20 protein-coding genes are annotated in these 19,229 nt (G+C 74.0%); 8 read left to right on the top strand and 12 right to left on the bottom strand.

Translation table 11 applies throughout. The features are described from left to right. Positions 1 to 6 precede the first annotated feature (6 nt). Genes ACIQLL_RS13180 through ACIQLL_RS13165 form a run of 4 tightly spaced genes read left to right on the top strand, consistent with a single transcriptional unit; the run spans position 7 to position 2,835 of the window. Positions 7 to 726 carry an AzlC family ABC transporter permease gene (locus tag ACIQLL_RS13180; RefSeq protein ID WP_402467859.1) on the top strand — a complete coding sequence of 240 codons (720 nt, stop codon included), beginning with the start codon at positions 7 to 9 and terminating at the stop codon, positions 724 to 726. Beyond that, positions 723 to 1,043, top strand: a complete 321-nt coding sequence (locus ACIQLL_RS13175; RefSeq protein ID WP_402467856.1) for an AzlD domain-containing protein — start codon at positions 723 to 725, stop codon at positions 1,041 to 1,043. Before ACIQLL_RS13180 ends, ACIQLL_RS13175 begins: the two co-directional genes overlap by 4 nt. Before the next feature lie 4 nt (positions 1,044 to 1,047). After that, complete coding sequence (locus tag ACIQLL_RS13170) at positions 1,048 to 2,304, top strand: MFS transporter (RefSeq protein ID WP_402467853.1); 1,257 nt, start codon at positions 1,048 to 1,050, stop codon at positions 2,302 to 2,304. A 24-nt stretch (positions 2,305 to 2,328) separates the two neighbouring features. Further along, complete coding sequence (locus ACIQLL_RS13165) at positions 2,329 to 2,835, top strand: GNAT family N-acetyltransferase (protein WP_402467850.1); 507 nt, start codon at positions 2,329 to 2,331, stop codon at positions 2,833 to 2,835. A 26-nt stretch (positions 2,836 to 2,861) separates the two neighbouring features. On the opposite strand, the gene ACIQLL_RS13160 is transcribed toward ACIQLL_RS13165, so the two are convergent. Beyond that, positions 2,862 to 3,773 carry an HdeD family acid-resistance protein gene (locus ACIQLL_RS13160; RefSeq protein ID WP_402467847.1) on the bottom strand — a complete coding sequence of 304 codons (912 nt, stop codon included), beginning with the start codon at positions 3,771 to 3,773 and terminating at the stop codon, positions 2,862 to 2,864. Positions 3,774 to 3,898: 125 nt separating this feature from the next. Between ACIQLL_RS13160 and ACIQLL_RS13155 the strand changes: the two genes are divergently transcribed. The 3 genes from ACIQLL_RS13155 (at position 3,899) to ACIQLL_RS13145 (ending at position 5,862) form a co-directional block, all read left to right on the top strand. Continuing rightward, on the top strand, positions 3,899 to 4,042 hold the full coding sequence (locus ACIQLL_RS13155) for a hypothetical protein (RefSeq protein WP_402468156.1): 144 nt from the start codon (positions 3,899 to 3,901) through the stop codon (positions 4,040 to 4,042). 31 nt (positions 4,043 to 4,073) lie between these two features. Then, positions 4,074 to 5,270, top strand: coding sequence for an MFS transporter (locus tag ACIQLL_RS13150; RefSeq protein ID WP_402467844.1), 1,197 nt, complete (start codon positions 4,074 to 4,076; stop codon positions 5,268 to 5,270). Between the two features lie 118 nt (positions 5,271 to 5,388). Then, positions 5,389 to 5,862, top strand: a complete 474-nt coding sequence (locus ACIQLL_RS13145) for a hypothetical protein (RefSeq protein ID WP_402467841.1) — start codon at positions 5,389 to 5,391, stop codon at positions 5,860 to 5,862. Here the strand turns inward: ACIQLL_RS13145 and ACIQLL_RS13140 are convergent. From ACIQLL_RS13140 to ACIQLL_RS13110, 7 genes are all read right to left on the bottom strand, one after another. After that, positions 5,846 to 6,334, bottom strand: coding sequence for a hypothetical protein (locus ACIQLL_RS13140; protein ID WP_402467838.1), 489 nt, complete (start codon positions 6,332 to 6,334; stop codon positions 5,846 to 5,848). The genes ACIQLL_RS13145 and ACIQLL_RS13140 overlap by 17 nt on opposite strands. After that, positions 6,331 to 7,101 carry a 4-hydroxy-tetrahydrodipicolinate reductase gene (gene dapB / locus ACIQLL_RS13135; RefSeq protein ID WP_402468135.1) on the bottom strand — a complete coding sequence of 257 codons (771 nt, stop codon included), beginning with the start codon at positions 7,099 to 7,101 and terminating at the stop codon, positions 6,331 to 6,333. The genes ACIQLL_RS13140 and dapB overlap by 4 nt, the downstream gene beginning before the upstream one ends. Positions 7,102 to 7,114: 13 nt before the next feature. Continuing rightward, the gene (locus tag ACIQLL_RS13130) at positions 7,115 to 8,443 is read right to left on the bottom strand and encodes a M16 family metallopeptidase (RefSeq protein ID WP_402467835.1); all 1,329 of its coding nucleotides are present in this window, start codon (positions 8,441 to 8,443) and stop codon (positions 7,115 to 7,117) included. 8 nt (positions 8,444 to 8,451) lie between these two features. Next, entirely contained in the window at positions 8,452 to 10,701 is a 2,250-nt protein-coding gene (locus tag ACIQLL_RS13125) for a polyribonucleotide nucleotidyltransferase (RefSeq protein WP_402467833.1), read from the bottom strand. 210 nt (positions 10,702 to 10,911) lie between these two features. Beyond that, positions 10,912 to 11,181, bottom strand: a complete 270-nt coding sequence (gene rpsO, locus ACIQLL_RS13120) for a 30S ribosomal protein S15 (protein WP_402467831.1) — start codon at positions 11,179 to 11,181, stop codon at positions 10,912 to 10,914. Between the two features lie 144 nt (positions 11,182 to 11,325). Beyond that, positions 11,326 to 12,354, bottom strand: coding sequence for a bifunctional riboflavin kinase/FAD synthetase (locus ACIQLL_RS13115; RefSeq protein ID WP_402467828.1), 1,029 nt, complete (start codon positions 12,352 to 12,354; stop codon positions 11,326 to 11,328). A 70-nt stretch (positions 12,355 to 12,424) separates the two neighbouring features. Beyond that, complete coding sequence (locus tag ACIQLL_RS13110; RefSeq protein WP_402467825.1) at positions 12,425 to 13,018, bottom strand: TetR/AcrR family transcriptional regulator; 594 nt, start codon at positions 13,016 to 13,018, stop codon at positions 12,425 to 12,427. Between the two features lie 103 nt (positions 13,019 to 13,121). Between ACIQLL_RS13110 and ACIQLL_RS13105 the strand changes: the two genes are divergently transcribed. Beyond that, positions 13,122 to 14,204, top strand: coding sequence for a hypothetical protein (locus ACIQLL_RS13105; protein ID WP_402467822.1), 1,083 nt, complete (start codon positions 13,122 to 13,124; stop codon positions 14,202 to 14,204). Here the strand turns inward: ACIQLL_RS13105 and truB are convergent, their stop codons facing one another. The 4 genes from truB to ACIQLL_RS13085 form a co-directional block, all read right to left on the bottom strand. After that, on the bottom strand, positions 14,205 to 15,167 hold the full coding sequence (gene truB / locus ACIQLL_RS13100) for a tRNA pseudouridine(55) synthase TruB (protein ID WP_402467820.1): 963 nt from the start codon (positions 15,165 to 15,167) through the stop codon (positions 14,205 to 14,207). It lies immediately after the preceding gene. 89 nt (positions 15,168 to 15,256) lie between these two features. After that, positions 15,257 to 15,700 (bottom strand): 30S ribosome-binding factor RbfA, encoded by a 444-nt coding sequence (rbfA, locus tag ACIQLL_RS13095; protein ID WP_402467817.1) that lies wholly within the window; start codon positions 15,698 to 15,700, stop codon positions 15,257 to 15,259. 86 nt (positions 15,701 to 15,786) lie between these two features. Beyond that, complete coding sequence (infB, locus tag ACIQLL_RS13090; protein WP_402467815.1) at positions 15,787 to 18,681, bottom strand: translation initiation factor IF-2; 2,895 nt, start codon at positions 18,679 to 18,681, stop codon at positions 15,787 to 15,789. A gap of 186 nt (positions 18,682 to 18,867) precedes the next feature. Next, positions 18,868 to 19,227, bottom strand: a complete 360-nt coding sequence (locus ACIQLL_RS13085) for a YlxR family protein (protein WP_402467813.1) — start codon at positions 19,225 to 19,227, stop codon at positions 18,868 to 18,870. Between the last annotated feature and the right edge of the window lie 2 nt (positions 19,228 to 19,229).

The following is a 19,229-nucleotide window of genomic DNA, read 5'->3' as shown; positions in this document are numbered from 1 at the left end:
AGCGCCGTGCTCCCTCCCCGATCTCCTGCGGTCTCGGCTGCCCTGCGCCAGGGGCTGAGCGTCTCCCTGGCGACGGGGCTCTACGGGATCTCGTTCGGTGCGCTCGCCGTCGTGGCGGGGCTCTCCGTGGTGCAGACCGCTGTGCTCAGCCTGCTGCTGTTCTCCGGAGGCTCCCAGTTCGCCCTCATCGGCGTCGTCGCCGCCGGTGGCTCCCCGGTGGCGGCGGTGGCGACCTCGACGCTGCTCGGGGTCCGCAACTCCCTCTACGGCGCGGTCGTCGCCCCGCTGCTGGAGGTCCGGGGTTGGCGCCGGGCCGTGGCCGCCCAGATCACGATCGACGAGTCGACGGCGGTGGCCGTGGGGCAGCGCGAGCCCGCGGCCACCCGGGTCGGGTTCTGGGTCACCGGTCTCGGTGTGTTCGTCCTGTGGAACGCCTTCACTCTGGTGGGCGCCCTCGCCGGGGACGCGCTCGGCGACCCTCGGGCCTGGGGCCTGGACGCCGCCGCCGGGGCCGCGTTCCTGGCGCTGGTCTGGCCACGCCTGGCAGCCCGGCAGGCCCAGCTCGTTGCCGCGCTGGCCGTGGCCGTGTCCCTCGCGCTGATCCCGCTGACCCCGGCAGGCGTCCCGGTGCTCGGAGCCGCTGCGGCCGCGATCGTCGCCGGGTTCGTCACCCGTCCCCCGCGCCCGACGGCGGACACCGGGTCCGGCGCGGAGGGCGGCCGATGACCACCACCGTCCTGTGGGTGACCGTGCTGGTGGCCTCCCTCGCCTCGTTCGCCCTCAAGCTGGGCGGGCACCTGATCCCCGAGCACTGGCTGGCCACCGACCGGGTGCAGCGCACCTCCACGCTGGTCACGGTCGCGCTGCTGGCCGCCCTGGTCGTCGTGCAGACCGTCGCCGACGGCCAGCACGTCGTCGTCGACGCGCGTGTGCCCGCCCTGGCGGTGGCGGCGGTCGCCCTCGCGCTGCGCGCGCCCTTCATCGTGGTCGTCATCCTCGCCGCGGCCTCGGCGGCAGCGCTGCGCGCCCTCGGGTGGGGCTGAGCCGATGCCCACCCCGCTCCCCTCCGGGCCTCCCGCCACGACGGGTCGCACCGGCGTCGGCGCCACCCGCTGGTCGCTGATGGCACAGTTCGCCCTGTTCGGCGTGCTGGGCACGTCCTGGATGAGCCGCCTGCCCTCGATCCGCGCCGACCTGGGGCTGACGGCGGGCCAGCTCGGCGCCCTCCTCGTCGTCGGCGGGGCGGGCACGCTGATCGCCGTGCTCGGCACCGGCGCGGTCGTGGCGCGGTTCGGCAGCAGGGCGACGCTCGCATCAGCCACCGTGGGCAACATAGCCGGGTTCGGCCTGCTCGCCCTCGGCACGACGACCGGCAGCGCCGTCCTGTTCGCCGCCGGGGCGCTGATCAACGGCATGTGCGGCGCGTTGACCAACATCCCGATCAACATCAACGCGGCTGCCGTCGAGCGTGTCGTCGGGCGGGCGATCCTGCCGCACTTCCACGCCGCCTTCTCCGTCGGAGCGGCGCTGGGGGCCCTGGTCGCCGCGGCGTTCGCGTGGTCCGGCGCACCCGTGGCGGTGCAGCTCGTCGCCGTGACCGGCGTCGTGACGGTCGCCCGTGCCCTCCTGATCGTGCCGTCGACGGCGTTCTCGCCCGAACGCACGGGGACGCCGGGTCCGGACGCCCCGGCGGTTCGCCGCGGCGCGGGCCTGCACGCCGCCCTGGGCGCCTGGCGCGAGCCCCGCACGCTGCTCGTCGGCCTCGTGCTGCTGGCCGCGTCGTTGTCGGAGGGGTCGGCGAACACCTGGCTGTCGCTGGCGGTGGTGGACGGGTTCGGTTCCCGCGAGGCGGTGGGCGCGGTGGCCTACGGCACGTTCGTCGGTTCGATGACCGTCGTCCGGTTCGCCGGCACGGGCCTCATCGACCGCTACGGACGGGTGGCGGTGCTGCGTGCCTCGGGGGCGGCCGCCCTGCTGGGACTGCTGCTGTTCGGTCTCGCGCCGGCACTGCCGGTGGCGTGGGCCGGGATCGTGCTGTGGGGCTGCGGCGCGGCGCTCGCCAACCCGATCGCCATCTCCGCGGCCTCCGACGAGCCGGTGCACGCCGCCCCCCGCGTCGCCGTGGCGACGTCGTTCTCCACCGTGGCGATGCTCGCCGCCCCACCCCTGCTCGGGCTGCTCGCCGACGAGGTCGGCGTGCGCTCGGCCCTGCTGGCGATCTGCGGGGCGGTCGTGCTCAGCCTCTCCGTCGCCGGACAGGTCCGGCCCCTCGGCACCGGCCGCGAGCGGGCGCCCGGACGATGATCCGCACCCCCTAGGGTGGTGGACATGGCACTGTTCCGCGAGACCGCCGACGTCTCGGTCCGGCCCGCCGTCCCCGGTGACGAGGAGGCGGTGACCCGCGTCCAGGTCGGTGCCTGGCGCGCCACCCACGCCGACACCCTGGGCGGGGCGGTCGACGCGCTCGACGAGGCCACGATGCACCAGCGCTGGGCCGACGCGATCGCCCGGCCGCCGGGCCGGGGGTTCGCGGTCCTGGTCGCGCTCGACGGGGCGCGGGTCGTCGGTTTCGCCGCGGTCGCCCCCGGGCAGCTCCTCGCCCTCGAGGTCGACCCGGACCATCGGCTCGCCGGGCACGGCTCCCGCCTCCTGGCGGCCAGCGTGGACCGGCTGCGCACCGACGGCGCGACGGACGTGGTCACCTGGGTCCTCGACGGTGACGAGGGTCGCGAACGGTTCCTCGCCTCGTCCGGGCTCGGCCCCGACGGCTCGGAGCGGGCGCTCGCGACCGGCGTGCGCGACGTCGTCGAACGCCGCTGGTCGGCCACGATCTGACCCGGAAGCGCCGGGCGTCCCCCCGCCTACGGCTCGTCGGGCCCGGACGGACGGCCGGGCCGTGACCCGGTCCCCGCGTCGGTGCTCGGCTCCGGCCCCGCCTCGGTGCTCGGGCCCGGCCTCGCCTCGTCCGGGTGATCGTCCGGCGCCACCGGGGTCGTCGTCGAAGCGGGCGGGGCGACGGCGGGCGGGTGCGCGATGCCCTCGACGCCGGTCCGGGGCCCGACGGCGTCGGCCGCGGACGCGCGGGCCGGGGCCGCCTGCGGGTTGGCCGCCCCCAGCACGGACCCCCCGGTGACGACGACGCCGACCTTCTCGGCCTGCTCGCGCAGGTCGGCCAGCTCTCGGGCCACCGACCGCACGGCGAAGCCGGAGACCAGGTGGATCGACCCCGCGACGAACGCGAACAGGGCGAACACGATCGCCACGAGTCGCAGCACGTCGAGCGAGTCGAGGGGGCGGGTCACCAGCAGCACCCCGAACAGCGCCGCGACGATGCCGAACGTGACCATCCAGGGCCAGCCGAGGTCACGGTTGCGTGCGAGGGCGACCCCGCCCACCACGGCCACGATGCCCAGCACGATGGTCCAGCTCGCCAGCACGTAGTAGAGCGGCGTCTCGGACAGGTCGGGCCAGAACGCCACGGCGGCGCCGAAGAGCACGTTGACGGCCGCCTGCGCCAGCCACCAGGCCGACCCGACCTGACGGCGGTGGGCCAGCCACTGGACCAGCACCAGCACGGCGTCCAGGACGAGGAACGCCCCGATCACCAGGCGCAGCACGGCCAGCTCGCCGAGCGGTTCGATCATCAGCAGCAGCCCGAGCACCACGAACGCGATCCCGCGGACCACCGGCAGCCACCAGACCCTCCGGAAGGGGTTCGGTGCCGGTGCCTCGAGCTCCGCTCCGGGCGTCGTGCCTGCATCGTCGCGCGCCATGTGATCCCCTCGTCCCGGCCTGCTGACCTGCGGCCATGGTAGGCGCACGGTGTCCACAGCGCCCGACGGCGCCGGGCGGTCAGTCCGCGAGCAGCTGGTCGAGGTACGCGCGGAGCATCGCGGCCATGTCGGCCCGTTGCGCGCCGCCCCGCGGCAGGCTGCCGTTCGACCTGCCCCGATCGACGGCGGCCGTCGAGGCCTCCCGCGAGGACGTGCCCTTCGACACGATCGACCCGTTGTTCCGCTGCGGGCACGGTCTGACGGCCTGAGCACGACGGCGCGGGATGGGACGATGAGGCGATGTCCTCCGAGCCCGGCGCTCCCCCGCCGCAGCACCGTACGGTCCGGGACGCGGCGGCGGGGATCACGGTCCTCGCCGTCGCGAACTTCGTCGCCATCACCACCGAGGTCCTGCCCGTCGGACTGCTCCCCCAGCTCGCGCGGGGGGTCGACGTCACCGAGGCACGCGCCGGCCTGCTGGTGACCGTGTACGCGTTCGTCGTCGCCGCGCTCGCCGTGCCGCTGACGGTCGCCACCCGCTCCTACCCCCGCAAGCCCTTGCTGCTGGTCACCGTCACGACCTACGCCGTGAGCAACCTGCTGGTGGCCGTCGCTCCGACCTTCCTGACGGTCGCTGCCGCGCGGACGCTCGGCGGGATCGGGCACGCGGTGTTCTTCTCGGTGTCGATCGCCTATGCGTCGCGGCTGGTGGGACCGCTGCACACCGGACGTGCACTGACGCTGGTCACCGCCGGTGGCACGCTGGGCTTCGTGCTCGGGGTGCCGCTGGGCACCTCCCTCGGGGACGCGGTCGGCTGGCGGTGGTCGTTCGGCGTGCTGGCGGCGGTCTGCGGGCTCACCGCCGTGCTGGTGGCGCGCCTCCTGCCGGCCGTCGTCGTGGAGCCCGCGACCACCACCGGTCGGGCCGGTGCGCGCCGTGGACGTGTCCGGCTGGGGATCGTCGTCGCGACGAACACCGTGCTGTTCTGCGGGCACTACACGGTCTACACCTACGTCTCGCCGCTGCTGCTCTCGACCGGCCTGCCGGAGGGATCGGTCGGGCCGGTGCTGCTCGTGTTCGGCGCCGTCGGCCTGGTCGGCCTCTGGGCCGCGGCGCGGTTCCTGGACCGCCGGCCCCGCGCGCTCACGGTCGCCGCCACGGCGGTGATCGCCGGCGCGCTGGTCGCGGTGTCGGCCACCCTCCCGGCCATCGCGCCGGTCCTGGTGTGTGCCGGGATCTGGCTCGCCGCCTTCGGTGCGATCCCCGCCACCTTCCAGGCGGCGGCGCTGCGCGCACGAGGCACCGACCCCGACCTGGCCGGCGCGTTCGTCAACGGCACCTCCAACCTCGGCATCGGACTGGGGGCGGCCGTCGGGTCCGCCGTCCTGGCAGCCACGAGCCCCTCGTCGCTGGCGCTGGTCGGCGCGGGCCTCGTCGCGGCCGCGCTCGCGTGCGTCCTGGTGGCCCGCACCGCCTTCCCACGCGACGTCGGGTGATGGTGTTCGCCGACCGAAACCCCGTCGTGACCACGGCGTAGCACCCGGGTGGCACGCTGGCCGGATGGGACGGAGCACCGAGGTGCGGCATTCCAGGACGGCACGAGGCGCGCAGGTCGTGACCGACTACTTCGCGGCGCCCGGGGACGCCCTGGCGGCCACCGTGGTGCACGCCGAGGACGGACCCTCGACGTCGGCCCGCGGGTCGGGCGAGCCGCTCTTCGACACGGTCCGCATGCCGGGCGTCGAGCCGTTCGTGATGCTGGGCACCCTCGCGGAGCACGTCTGCGGGCGTCCGTACGGCGAGGTCACGGCGGACCCGCGGCACGGCATCCTCGTCGTCGGCGCGGACGAGGGCCCCTGGGTGGTCACCGTGTCGACCGAGCTGACCGACCGCCTCGCCACGACCTCGGCCGTGCGGCTGTCCGAGGCGGCGCTGGACTGGGCCGGACGGACTCCCGGTGCGGATCCCGCGCTGGTCGTCCCGGCCGTCGTCGCACTGGGTGAGCTCGCGTGGCGCGCCGCCGAGGTGCGGCACGCGCTGTACTGCTGGACGCGGCTCCCGGAGGTGCCGGTCAGCGCTCGCCGGTGAAGAGCGCCGACGCCCGACGCAGCGCCGCGCGGGCCCGGCGACGGTCCCGGGCGGCGTCGTAGGCGAAGGCCAGGTGGTACCAGGCCTCCCAGCTGTCCGGATCGCTCTCGACGGCGGCGCGGGCGTCGGCGAACGCGGCGTCCGCCGCGTCCCGGTCGATCCGGCCGCCGGGTGAGCGCGGCAGCTCGTCGACGGGCAGCCGGCCGCCGGCGGCCAGGATGTCCGCCATGCGCTGCACCCGCGCGGCCAGCCAGAACTCACGAGCGACGAGGCCCAGGACGAGCAACGGTATGACCAGCACCGCCGCGCCGATGGCGACCAGCACCGGTTCTCCGCTGCGCAGCATCGCCAGGCCCCGGCCGCCGATCGCCCACACGTAGATCCCGAGCAGGACCGTCACGGTGACGGCCCCCACGAGTCCCCGGGGCAGACGACGCCGCGGGGCGGCGTCGGGCGCGGGCCCGTCGGTCACGACAGGTCCAGGACGTTCTCGAGGCCGACCGTCAGGCCGGGGCGCCCGACGACCTCGCGGACGGCCAGCAGCACACCCGGCATGAAGCTGGCGCGGTCGAACGAGTCCTGACGGATCGTCAGCTGCTCGCCGACGTTGCCGAAGAGGATCTCCTCGTGCGCGACCAGCCCCCGCAGGCGGACGGCGTGCACCCGGACGCCGTCGACGTCGGCGCCTCGCGCCTCCCAGCCGGCCTGCGTCGCGTCCGGCGCGGACCCCAGACCGGCCTCCGCCCGCGCGGCAGCGATGGCGGCCGCGGTGTGGCGGGCGGTGCCCGACGGCGCGTCGACCTTGTCCGGGTGGTGCAGCTCGACGACCTCGGCCGACTCGAAGTACCGGGCCGCCTTCGCGGCGAAGGTCATCGCCAGCACGGCGGACAGCCCGAAGTTCGGTGCGATGAGCACGCCGAGGCCGCCCTCGTGCCGGTCGTTCAGCCGGTCGAGGTGCTGGGCGACACGGCCGCGGGACGCCGCGTCCCACCCGGTCGTGCCGACGACGGCGTGCGCACCGGCGTCGAGCACCGCGTGGACGTTGTCCTCGGTCACCGACGGGACCGTGAAGTCCACGGCGACGTGGGCTCCGGACGCGCGCACGCCGGCACCGACGTCGTCGGACGCGTCGAGCCGCGCCACGAGCTCCAGGTCCTCGGCCGCCTCGACGGCCGCGCACGTCTGGGCTCCCATGCGCCCGGCCGCGCCGACGACGGCCACCTTGAGGGCACCGTTGATGCTCACTGCTGCCTCACTCTCCGAACGGGCCGACGCGCACCACGGAACGCGGGCGCGACGCGAGGTCTGCCGCCAGCTCGCGGACGTCGTCGGCGGTGACGGCGCGGATGCGCGCCAGGGACTCGTCGAGCGTCATCAGCTCGCCCAGCACCAGCTCGGAGCGGCCGAGCCGGCTCATGCGGGAACCGGAGTCCTCCAGCCCCAGCACCAGGCCACCGGAGAGCTGTCCGACGGAGCGCTCCAGCTCGGCGTCCGTGATGCCGCCGTCGGCGAGCTGCTCCAGCTCCGCGACCATCAGTGCGGTCACCTCGTCCACGCGCGCCGGCGTGCAGCCCGCGTACAGCCCGAACAGCCCGAGACCGCCGTGGCCCTGGGAGAACGAGTAGGTGGCGTACGCGAGCCCGCGCTTCTCGCGGATCTCCTGGAACATGCGGGAGGACATGCCGCCGCCCAGCACGGCGTTGAGCACCGTCATGGCGAACCGGCGGTCGTCCGTGGCGCTCAGCCCGGTGGTCCCGACCACCACGTTGGCCTGCTCGACGTGGCGGTGCACCGTGAGCTCGACGCCCTCGGTGGGCACGCCGTCGGACTCCGGGACGCCCGGCCGGCGGTCGCGCGGCACGCCGTCCGGGTCGAGGTCCCAGCCGCCGGCGACCAGGGCGTCGCCGACCTGCGCGACCAGGCGGTCGTGGTCGACCCCACCGGCCGCCGCCACCACGAGCGTGGACGGGCGGTAGTGCCAGCGGTAGTGCTCCACGACGGCGTCACGCGGCACGGCGCGGATCGTGTCGGGGGTGCCCCCGATGGGGCGCCCCAACGGATGCGTACCCAGCACGGCGGCCGCGATCTGCTCGTGGACGACCTCGCCCGGGTCGTCCTCCGTCATCGCGATCTCCTCGAGGATGACGCCGCGCTCGGTCTCGAGCTCGTCCGCGTCCAGGCGGGCCGAGGTGACCATGTCACCGATGACGTCGACCGCCATCGGCAGGTCCTCGTCCAGCACCCGGGCGTAGTAGCAGGTGTGCTCCTTGCCCGTGGCTGCGTTCGCCTCGCCACCGACGGCGTCGAACGCCTCGGCGATGTCCAGCGCGGTGCGCCGGGAGGTGCCCTTGAACAGCAGGTGCTCCAGGAAGTGCGTGGAGCCGTGGTGGCCGTCGGTCTCGTCGCGGGAGCCGACACCGACCCAGGCGCCCACCGTGGCCGAGCGCAGGCCCGGCATCTGCTCGGTGAGCACCCGGACGCCGCCGGGCAGGACGGAACGACGGATCGTCGCTCCGTCCTGCCCGACGGTGAGCTCGGCACCGGGTCGACCCGCTCCGACGAGCGGGAGGTGCTGACCCATGCGGGCGATCAGGCCTCGCTCGGCTGCTCGGCCGCGGCGTCGCCCTCGGCCGGCTTGTCGTCCTCCTCGGTGACCGCGACGAGCGAGAGCTTGCCGCGCGGGTCGATCTCACCGATCTCGACCTGGATCTTCTGGCCGATGGACAGCACGTCGTCGACGTTCTCCACGCGCTTGCCGCCCACGAGCTTGCGGAGCTGGCTGATGTGCAGCAGCCCGTCCTTGCCCGGGGAGAGCGAGATGAACGCGCCGAACGACGTCGTCTTGACGACCGTGCCGACGAAGCGCTCGCCGACCTCGGGCACGTGCGGGTTGGCGATCGCGTTGATCGCCGCCCGAGCGGCCTCGGCCGACGGCCCGTCGGTCGCGCCGATGTAGACCGTGCCGTCGTCCTCGATCGAGATGTCGGCGCCGGTCTCCTCCTGGATCTGGTTGATCATCTTGCCCTTGGGCCCGATGACCTCACCGATCTTGTCCACCGGGACCTTGACCGCGATGACGCGCGGTGCGTTCGGGGACATCTCGTCCGGGACGTCGATGGCCTCGGCCAGGACGTCGAGGATCGTCAGGCGCGCGTCGCGGGCCTGGTCCAGGGCGGCGCCCAGGACGGACGCCGGGATGCCGTCCAGCTTCGTGTCGAGCTGGATGGCCGTGACGAACTCGCGGGTACCGGCGACCTTGAAGTCCATGTCGCCGAAGGCGTCCTCGGCCCCGAGGATGTCGGTCATCGCGGCGTAGCGGGTGTCGCCGTCGACCGTGTCGGAGACGAGGCCCATCGCGATGCCCGCGACCGGCGCCTTGAGCGGCACACCGGCGTTGAGCATCGACAGCGTCGAGGCGCAGACCGAACCCATCGACGTCGAGCCGTTGGAGCCCAGCGCCTCGGAGACCTGGCGGATCGCGTAGGGGAACTCCTCGCGGCTCGGCAGCACCGGGACCAGGGCACGCTCGGCGAGCGCACCGTGACCGATCTCGCGACGCTTCGGGGAGCCCACGCGACCGGTCTCACCGGTCGAGTACGGCGGGAAGTTGTAGTTGTGCATGTAGCGCTTGCGGGTGACCGGACCGAGCGAGTCGATCTGCTGCTCCATGCGCAGCATGTTCAGCGTGGTGACACCCAGGATCTGGGTCTCGCCCCGCTCGAACAGCGCCGACCCGTGCACGCGGGGCAGCACCTCGACCTCGGCCGACAGGGTGCGGATGTCCGCGAGCCCACGGCCGTCGATGCGCACGCCCTCGGTCAGCACGCGCTGGCGCACGAGCTGCTTCTGCAGCGAGCGGTAGGCGGCCGACAGCTCCTTCTCGCGACCCTCGAACCGGCCGCCGAGCTGCTCGAGCATCTCGGCCTTGACGGCGTCGAGACGGTTCTCGCGCTCCTGCTTGTCGGCGATGGCCAGGGCCTCGCCGGCGGTGCCCGACACCGCGGACTCGACGGCCGCGTAGGCGTCGTCGGCGTAGTCCGGGAAGAGCGGGAACTCCTTGACCTCCTTGGCCGACTGCGCGGCCAGCGAGGACTGCGCGTCGCACAGGGCGCTGATGAACGGCTTGGCCGCCTCGATGCCCTCGGCGACGACGGTCTCGGTCGGCGCGGTGGCGCCCTCGTTCTTGACGAGGTTCCAGGCGTCGTCCGTGGCCTCGGCCTCGATCATCGCGATGGCGACGTCGGTCTCACCGGCGGCGTTGGTCACGGACCGGCCGGCGACGACCATCTCGAAGACGGCGCGCTCCTTGTCGGAGTACTTCGGGAACGCGACCCACTGGTCGTCGATGAGCGCGATCCGCACGGCACCGGCCGGGCCGGAGAACGGCAGGCCGGAGATCTGCGTCGACGCCGAGGCGGCGTTCATCGCGAGCACGTCGTACGCGTCGTCGGGGTGCTGGGCCATCACCGTGATGACGATCTGCACCTCGTTGCGCAGGCCCTTGACGAACAGGGGGCGCAGGGGGCGGTCGGTGAGGCGGCAGGTGAGGATCGCCTCCGTGGACGGGCGGCCCTCGCGGCGGAAGAACGAGCCGGGGATACGGCCCGCGGCGTACATGCGCTCCTCGACGTCCACCGTCAGCGGGAAGAAGTCGAACTGCTCCTTGGGGTGCTTGCCGGCCGTGGTGGTCGACAGCAGCATGGTCTCGCCGTCGAGGTAGGCCGCGACGGAGCCGGCGGCCTGGCGGGCCAGGCGGCCCGTCTCGAAGCGGACGGTACGGGTGCCGAAGCGGCCGTTGTCGATGACGGCCTCGGCGAACTGGATCTCGGGACCCTCCACGGGTGCCCTCCTGTCTCTCAGGTGCGCCACCGCCCGAGCGACGGTCTTCGATCGAGGCCCACGGAGCCACGGCCCGGGCGTACCGGACGGGTTCGGGGAGCCACTACCGAGGACCGGACGACGGCCCGGTGGCGCGGTGTGTGGTGGTGACTAGGACATCACACCAGACCAGCCCGGCCCCTGCGAGAGGGACCGGGCTGGTCGGCGGTGTCAGCGGCGCAGACCGAGGCGCTGGATCAGCGCGCGGTAGCGCTCGATGTCGACCCGCTGCAGGTAGCTCAGCAGACGACGGCGCTGGCCGACGAGGAGCAGCAGACCACGACGGGAGTGGTGGTCGTGCTTGTGACCCTTGAGGTGCTCGGTGAGGTCGGTGATGCGCTGCGTGAGCATCGCGATCTGCACCTCCGGCGAGCCGGTGTCGCCCTCGTGAGTGGCGTACTCGGACATGATCTTCTGCTTGGTGGCAGCGTCGAGCGGCATGGCTCTCCTTCTGGTGTCGTTGCGCGGTGCTCCGGGACTCGTTCACCGGGGCGCTCTGGATCCGCGGCCGTTCTACGGCACCGACCATCGTACCAGCGCAGCACGCGGTCCCCGCATGTGCTGCTCGCCACGTCGGACCGCGACTCAGGCGTCCCCGGACGCCCGGAGGGGGGCGTCGCGGGGACCGTCACCGTCAGGCCGGGCGAGGATCTCCCGGGCGGCCGCGACGTCGGCTCGCATCTGGGCCACCAGCGGCTCGACGCCGTCGAACCGCAGCGTGGGCCGCAGCCGGGCGACGAGCTCGAGCACGACGTCCTCGTCGTACAGGTCCAGGTCGGTGCGGTCCAGGACGTAGGCCTCCACGCGGCGCTCCACGCCGTCGAAGGTCGGGTTGGTGCCGATCGAGATCGCGGCGGGCAGCCGGACGTCCGGGTTCCCGGGCTCCCGACCGGCCAGACCGGGTCGCAGCAGCCGGCCGGCGTAGACGCCGTCCGCGGGGACCATCCCGACGACGTCCCCGAGGTTGGCCGTCGGGAACCCGAGCTCGCGGCCCCGGGCGTCACCGTGCACGACGGTCCCGCGCACGCGGTGGTGCCGGCCGAGCGTGTCCGCGGCCTGGGCGACGTCGCCCTCGGCGAGCAGGGCGCGGGCCGCCGAGCTCGACCAGCGCTGCCGGGGCCCCGAGGCCGCCGGCAGGCAGTCCCCCACGTCGTCGACGGCCACCACCTCGAACCCGTGCTCGCCACCGAGCTCGACCATCGTCGCCAACGTGCCGGCGTTGCCGGACCCGAAGCGCACGTCGTGGCCGACGACGACGCTGCGGGCGCCGAGCGCGCCGGTCAGGTACCGCGTGACGAACTCCTCGGGGCTCTGCGCCGCGAACTCGAGCGTGTACGGGATGACCAGGACCGCGTCGAGGCCGGTGGCGGCGAGCAGGTCCAGCCGCTCGGCCAGGCCGGTGAGCTGTTCCGGAGCAGAGTCCGGCCGGTGGACGGTGGCCGGGTGGGGGTCGAACGTGACGGCGACGGCGGCGCGGCCGTCACCACGCGCCAACCGCACGAGGCGCCCCAGGACCGCCTGATGACCGCGGTGGACGCCGTCGAAGTTGCCGATCGTCACCACGGACGGGCCGTAGCCTGCGGGAACCTCGTCGAGGTCCGTGAACACCTGCACGCCGATCGCGCTCCTCGCTCGCCTCCGGGCAGACGCCACGTCCGGCGCCGACGGACCAGGATAGTCCCGCTCAGGACGGCAGCACGGCACGCGCCGCGGTGAAGTACGCCTCGGCGTCGAAGTCGTCGAACATCGCGCGCTGCGTCTGGAAACCCTGTCCGAGGGCCATCATGACGGGCAGCAGCGCGGCGGTGGCCGCCTCGGGACCGTCGGGCGCCAGGTCGGGTCGGGTGCGGTACCAGGCCGTCAGCGCCTCGCTGAGGACCCCGCGGAACGACGCGCCGACCCGTTGGACGACCTGGTGGATCTCGGGGTCCACGGTCGACTCCGCCCAGAGCTGCAGCAGCACGCGGCCGTCGACGAGGTCACGTGCCATGCCACGCGCCAGGATCATCAGCACCTCGGTGGGCGACGGCGGCTGGTCGCCCCGCGCGGCCGCGCCGAGCTCGGCACCCCGCCGGGAGAGCACCTCCTCCGCGACGGCCGCGAACAGCTCCTGCTTGCCGGAGTAGTGGGTGTAGATGGCCCCGGCGGACAGGCCCGACTCGGCGACCACGTCGGCGATCGAGGCGTACTGGTAGCCCTTCGTGGCAAAGGCCCGCAGCGCGGCGGCCCGGATCTGCCGCCGCCGCTCCTCGCGGTGCGCGGCGCTGACGCGTGGCATCGATGCTCCCCTCCCCGGCCGAGCGAGCGGTTGACACGGCCTCGACGCCTCAGGCTACTATAAAGAATGAACATTCGTTTTTTATGAGCACCAGGAGCGCCTCATGTCGTCCACCACCCCGGCGCCGGAGCATCCCCGCACGCCGCACACCCCCTGGTCCCGCGTCGTCGCCGTCGGGGTGGCCATCGCGGCCGTCGTCACGCTGATCGTGCTCGCCTTCTCCTGGCCGGCCGTCACCGCCGAGCCCCGGGACCTGCCCGTCGGGGCCGTCGGCCCCGACCCGGCCCTCGAGCAGCTCGCGACGGCTCTCGAGGACCAGCAGCCCGGCGCCGTCGACCTCGTCGAGCTCGACGACCGCGACGCCGCCGTGGAGGCGATCGAGCGGCGCGACGTCTACGGCGCCGTCGTGCTCGGCGAGTCGCCGGAGGTTCTCACCGCACCCGCGGCGGGCGCCGCCCCCGCCCAGCTCCTGGGCGGCATCGCCGCACAGCTGCAGAGCCGGCTCAGCGCCCAGGCCGTGGCCGCCCTGCAGGAGTCCGCGGCACAGGGCACGCCCCCGACCGAGGACGCGCTGCCGACCGTCACCGTCACCGAGGTCGTCCCGCTGTCCCCCGACGACCCCCGTGGCACCGGACTGACGGCGGCGCTCTTCCCGCTGCTGCTCGGTGGTATGGCCGGAGGGATCGCCATCTCCCTGGCCGTCGTCGGTGCGGGGCGCCGGGTGCTCGCCGTCGCCGTCCACGCCGTCGCCGGCGGGCTCGTCCTCACCGCCGTCCTGCAGTCCTGGTTCGGCTCGCTCCAGGGCGACTGGTGGGTGGACGCCGGCGCGATCGCGCTGGCTCTCGCCGCCGTCGCCGCGCTGATCACCGGATGCGTCGCCGTCCTGGGCACCGCGGGCATCGCCGTCGGCGCCGTGACCATGATGCTCGTCGCCAACCCGATCTCCGGGGCGACCGTGCCGCCGGAGTTCCTGCCGTGGCACTGGGGGACGATCGGGCAGTGGTTCCCGCCCGGCGCCAGCGGCACGCTGCTGCGCGACCTCTCGTACTTCCCCGCGGCCGACGTCGCGCCGGCCTGGATCGCGCTCGGTGGCTGGACCGCCCTCGGCGTCGTGCTCTCGCTGATCGGCCACTTCCGGACCGCCGGCGGCGCCGAGCCGGACGCCCAGGCCGCCCTGGAGGACTGATCAGGACGCCGGCGCCAGCACCAGCACCGGCTTCGCCAGCCGCTCGCCGCGGCGGGTCGTGTCCTCCAGCAGAGCCACCAGGTTCCCGTCAGGGCCGATGCCCGCCACGGTCGTGGCGTCGCCCGACGGCGCCACCCACTGCCCGTACCCGAGCGCGCGGGCCTCGTCCGCGGTAAGGTCCCGCACCGGGAACGTGGCCCGCGCGGCGTCGGCCAGCGGCAGCGTGGCGAGCACGCCGTCGGCGTCCGCCTGCGCCTCCATCCGCTCCAGGGTGCGCGCCGAGGTCAGGTCGTAGCCGCCCACCCGCGTCCGGCGCAGCGCCGTGAGGTGCCCGGCCGTGCCGAGCGCCGCGCCCAGGTCGCGGGCGAGCGCCCGCACGTAGGTCCCGGAGGACACGACCACCGTGGCGTCGACGTCGAGCACGGGCGTGCCGTCCTCGGCCGTCGCCGGCCTCGTCGCCAGCACCTCGAACCGGGAGACCGTGACCGGCCTGGCGGCCAGCTCGACGTCCTCGCCCGCTCGTGCCCGGGCGTAGGCCCGCTTGCCGTCCACCTTGATCGCGCTCACGGTGGTGGGTACCTGCTGGATGGCGCCGGTCAGCGCCGCGACCTCACGGTCCAGCGCGTCGCGCCCGAGGTCGGCACCGACACCCGGGGTCGCGACGACCTCGCCCTCGGCGTCGTCCGTGCTGGTCCCCACGCCGAGCCGGATCGTGGCCTCGTAGGCCTTGTCCGCCCCGACCACGTAGGTCAGCAGCCGGGTGGCCCTCCCGATGCCGATCACCAGCACGCCCGTCGCCATCGGGTCCAGCGTGCCCGCGTGCCCGACCTTGCGGGTGCCGGCCAGACGCCGGCACCGGGCGACGACGTCGTGGCTCGTCGAACCCGCCGGCTTGTCGACGACGACGAACCCGTCCGGCGCCGTCGGCCGGCGGGGTGGGCGTTCCTTGACGCGCTCAGGCACGGCGCCTCCCTCACGCTGCTGTGGGTATGAATTCTGCAGGCCCTGGCGCCCCGGCGCTGCAGATTTCATACCCACAGCGACGGGGGGTCTCAGGCGTCCTCGGCGGCCTCGTCGTCGGCGGTGGTGCGGTACGGGTCCGCCTCGCCCGCGGGCTGCTTGCCCTCGCGCAGCGCGGCGAGCTCGGCGTCGCGCCGCTGCGCCTCGAGCAGCGCGGCGTCCAGGTGCGCCGCCGTCTCCGGCACCGAGTCGAGGTGGAACTCGACGGTCGGGGTGAGCCGGATGCCGGTCTGCTTGCCGACCTCGGACCGGATCATGCCCTTGGCGCTCTCCAGCGCCGCCGCCGTGCCCGCGTGCTCCTCCTCGTTCCCGTACACGGTGTAGAACACCGAGGCCTGCTGGAGGTCACCCGTGACCCGGACGTCGGTGATCGTCACGAAGCCGAGGCGCGGGTCCTTGATCCGCGTGTCGAGCATCCGCGCGACGATCTCCTTGATGCGGTCCGCCAGCTTGCGGGCCCGTGGGTTCTCGCTCATTCCTGCTCCCTCTCATGACGTCGACGGCGCCCCGCCGTCCTCGCTGTGCCAGCGGGACGCACGGGGCGCCGTCGACGGTCCGGACCTCAGCTGCGCGGGATCTCGCGCATCTCGAAGGTCTCGATGATGTCACCCTCGGTCACGTCGTTGTACGACCCGAGCCCGATGCCGCACTCGAAGCCCTCGCGGACCTCGGTGACGTCATCCTTCTCGCGCCGCAGCGACTCCACCGTGAGGTCGTCGCCGATGACCTTGCCGTCACGCAGCACACGCGCCTTGGTGTTCCGTCGGATCGTGCCCGACCGGACGATCGAACCGGCGATGTTGCCGAACTTCGAGGACCGGAAGACCTGGCGGATCTCGGCGCTGCCGAGCGTCGCCTCCTCGTACTCCGGCTTGAGCATGCCCTTGAGGGCCGCCTCGATGTCGTCGATCGCCTGGTAGATGACCGAGTAGAACTTGACCTCGACGCCCTCGCGGTCCGCCAGGTCCTCGACCCGCTCGCCGTACCGGACGTTGAAGCCGATGATCACGGCGTTGTCCACCGTGGCCAGGTTCACGTCGTTCTGCGTGATGTCGCCGACGCCGCGGTGGATGACGCGCAGGTCCACCTCGTCGCCGACGTCGATCTTGAGCAGCGCGTCCTCGAGCGCCTCGACGGCACCGGACACGTCGCCCTTGAGGACCAGGTTGAGGGTCTCGACCTTGCCCTGCTCGAGCGCCTTGGTGAAGTCCTCCAGGCTGATGCGCTTGCGGCGCTTGGCCAGGAGAGCCGCACGCTCGGCGGCCTCACGCTTCTCGGCGATCTGGCGAGCGGTGCGCTCGTCCGGAGCCGCCAGGAACGTGTCGCCGGCGCTCGGCACCGACGCGAGACCGAGCACCTGGACCGGACGGGCCGGCCCGGCCTCCTTCACGGCCTCGCCGTGCTCGTCGAACATGGCACGGACCCGGCCGTGGGCGGTGCCGGCGACGATCGCGTCCCCGACCCGCAGGGTGCCGGACTGGACCAGCACCGTGGCGACCGAACCGCGACCCTTGTCGAGGTGAGCCTCGATCGCCACGCCGCGAGCGTCCTTCTCCGCGTTCGCACGCAGGTCCAGCGCCGCGTCCGCCGTGAGCAGGACGGCCTCGAGGAGGTCGTCGATGCCCTTGCGACGGAGCGCGGAGACGTCGACGAACAGCGTCTCGCCGCCGTACTCCTCGGCCACCAGGTTGTACTCGGTCAGCTGCTGGCGGATCTTGGCCGGGTTCGCACCCTCCTTGTCCACCTTGTTGACCGCGACGACGATCGGCACGTCCGCCGCCTGGGCGTGGTTCAGTGCCTCGATCGTCTGCGGCATCACGCCGTCGTCGGCGGCCACCACGAGGATCGCGATGTCCGTCGCCTTGGCACCACGGGCACGCATGGCGGTGAACGCCTCGTGACCCGGGGTGTCGATGAACGTGACCGCACGGTCGACGCCCTCGTGCTCGGCACGCACCTGGTAGGCACCGATGTGCTGCGTGATCCCGCCGGCCTCCCCGGCGACGACGTCCGTGGACCGGATCGCGTCCAGGAGCTTCGTCTTACCGTGGTCGACGTGACCCATCACGGTCACGACCGGCGGACGGGGTGCCAGGTCGTCGTCGTCCTCGCCGGCCTCCTCGGCCGCGAGGTCGATGTCGAAGGACTCCAGCAGCTCACGGTCCTCCTCCTCGGCCGAGACCATCTCGATCACGTAGCCGAGCTCGGAGCCCAGCGTCGCGAACGTGTCCTCGTCGAGGGACTGCGTGGCCGTGGCCATCTCGCCCAGGTGCAGGAGCACCGTGACGAGCGAGGCCGGGTTCGCGTCGATCTTGTCGGCGAAGTCGTTCAGCGAGGATCCGTGACGCAGGCGCACGACCGTGCTGCCGTTGCCGCGCGGGACGGTGACGCCGCCCGGCGACGGAGCCTGCATCCGCTCGAACTCCTGGCGCTTCGCCCGCTTCGACTTGCGTCCGCGGACCGGCCGGCCGCCAGCGCGACCGAACGCACCCTGGGTGCTGCCGCGACCCGCACCGCCGCGGCCGCGGAACCCGCCGCCACCACCGGGGCGGAACCCGCCGCCGGCGCGGCCGCCGCCGGGAGCGCCACCGGGACCGCCGGCGCCTCCGGGACCGCCGCGGCCACGGCCGCCGCCCCTGCCACCGGCCGCCGGGCGCTCGCCCGGACGCGGCATGCTGGTCTTGCCCGGCATCATGCCCGGGTTCGGGCGCGGGCCGCCGGAACCGGCGGGCGCGGGACGCGGGCCGCCCGGACGGGGGCCACCGCTGCGCTCGCCCTGGCCGGTTCCGCCCTCGCCGCGCTGGGGGCGCTGCTGCATACCCTGCTGCGACGCGTACGGGTTGTTGCCCGGACGCGGCCCGCCGGACCGCTGCATGCCCTGCTGCGACGCGTACGGGTTGTTGCCCGGACGCGGCGGCCGACCTCCGCGGCCTCCGCCCCGCTGCTGACCACCCTTGGCAGCCGGCGCCGGAGCACCGGGCTTCGGCGCGGCACCGGGCTTCGGCGCGGCACCCGGCTTGGGCGCGGCACCCGGCTTGGGCGCGGCACCCGGCTTCGGCGCGGCACCCGGCTTGGCGGCCGGGGTCGACGTGCCGGAACCCGCCTCGGTGGCGGCCGGCTGCGACGCCTCGGCGGACGCCTTCGGTGCCGGTGCGGCCGCCTTCGGCGCCTCGGTCGGCGTCGGCGCAGCGCCCGGCTTCGGGGCAGCGTCGGCCGGGGACTTCTGGGCGCCCGGCTTGGGCGCGGGCCTGCCGGACGCGGGCCGGGAAGCCTTCGGGCTCGCCTGGTCACCGCCGCCCGGGGACGCGAACTTGGTGCGCATGGTGCGCTCGACCGGCGCCTCGAGGGTCGAGGACGCCGAACGGACGAATTCCCCTGAGGCCTTCAGCTCGGCCAGCAAGGTCTTGCTCTCCACCCCGAGCTGCTTGGCCAGCTCGTGGACGCGGATCTTCGCCACATCTCTCCTGTCTCGGCCCCACCGAGACAGGTAGGACCGTCGTTAGTACCGAGTACTCATCGCTGGGGACTCATCGGGTGCCCATCGGCTTCTGACCCGCTTCCTTGTCGACGTACGCGTGGTGCGGCCGGACGGTGACGTCCGGTCGCGTCGTCGGGGGGGTGCCGGCGGCACCCGCCCGAGGGCTCAACGGTCCTGCTGCTCCAGATATGCCCGGACCTCGGCCAGGTCGAGCGGACCGGCGGCGCGCAGCGCGCGAGGCACGGCCCGCCGTCGAACGGCGAGGTCCAGACAGGCGAGGTCCCGGTGGAGCCAGGCCCCTCGCCCCGGCAGGCACCCTCGCACGTCGGCGACGACCCGGGGTTGATCCCCGGCACGATCACCCGACGGCGCCAGCACCAGCCGCAGGAGGTCCGACCGCAGGTCGCGCCCCCGGCAGCCGACGCACGTGCGCACCGCACCCAGCACTCGTGGCGGGGGTTCCGGTGGGCAGGCCTCGGCCTGGGTTCGCGACCCGGTCGTGTCCAGTCTACCGCGCCTGCGCATCG

The sequence above is a fragment of the Isoptericola aurantiacus genome (genome assembly GCF_044769875.1).
Taxonomy (GTDB): Bacteria; Actinomycetota; Actinomycetes; order Actinomycetales; family Cellulomonadaceae; genus Isoptericola; species Isoptericola aurantiacus.
The sequence above is the reverse complement of the archived record's forward strand: the minus strand, read 5'-3'. Positions and strand labels throughout refer to the sequence as shown.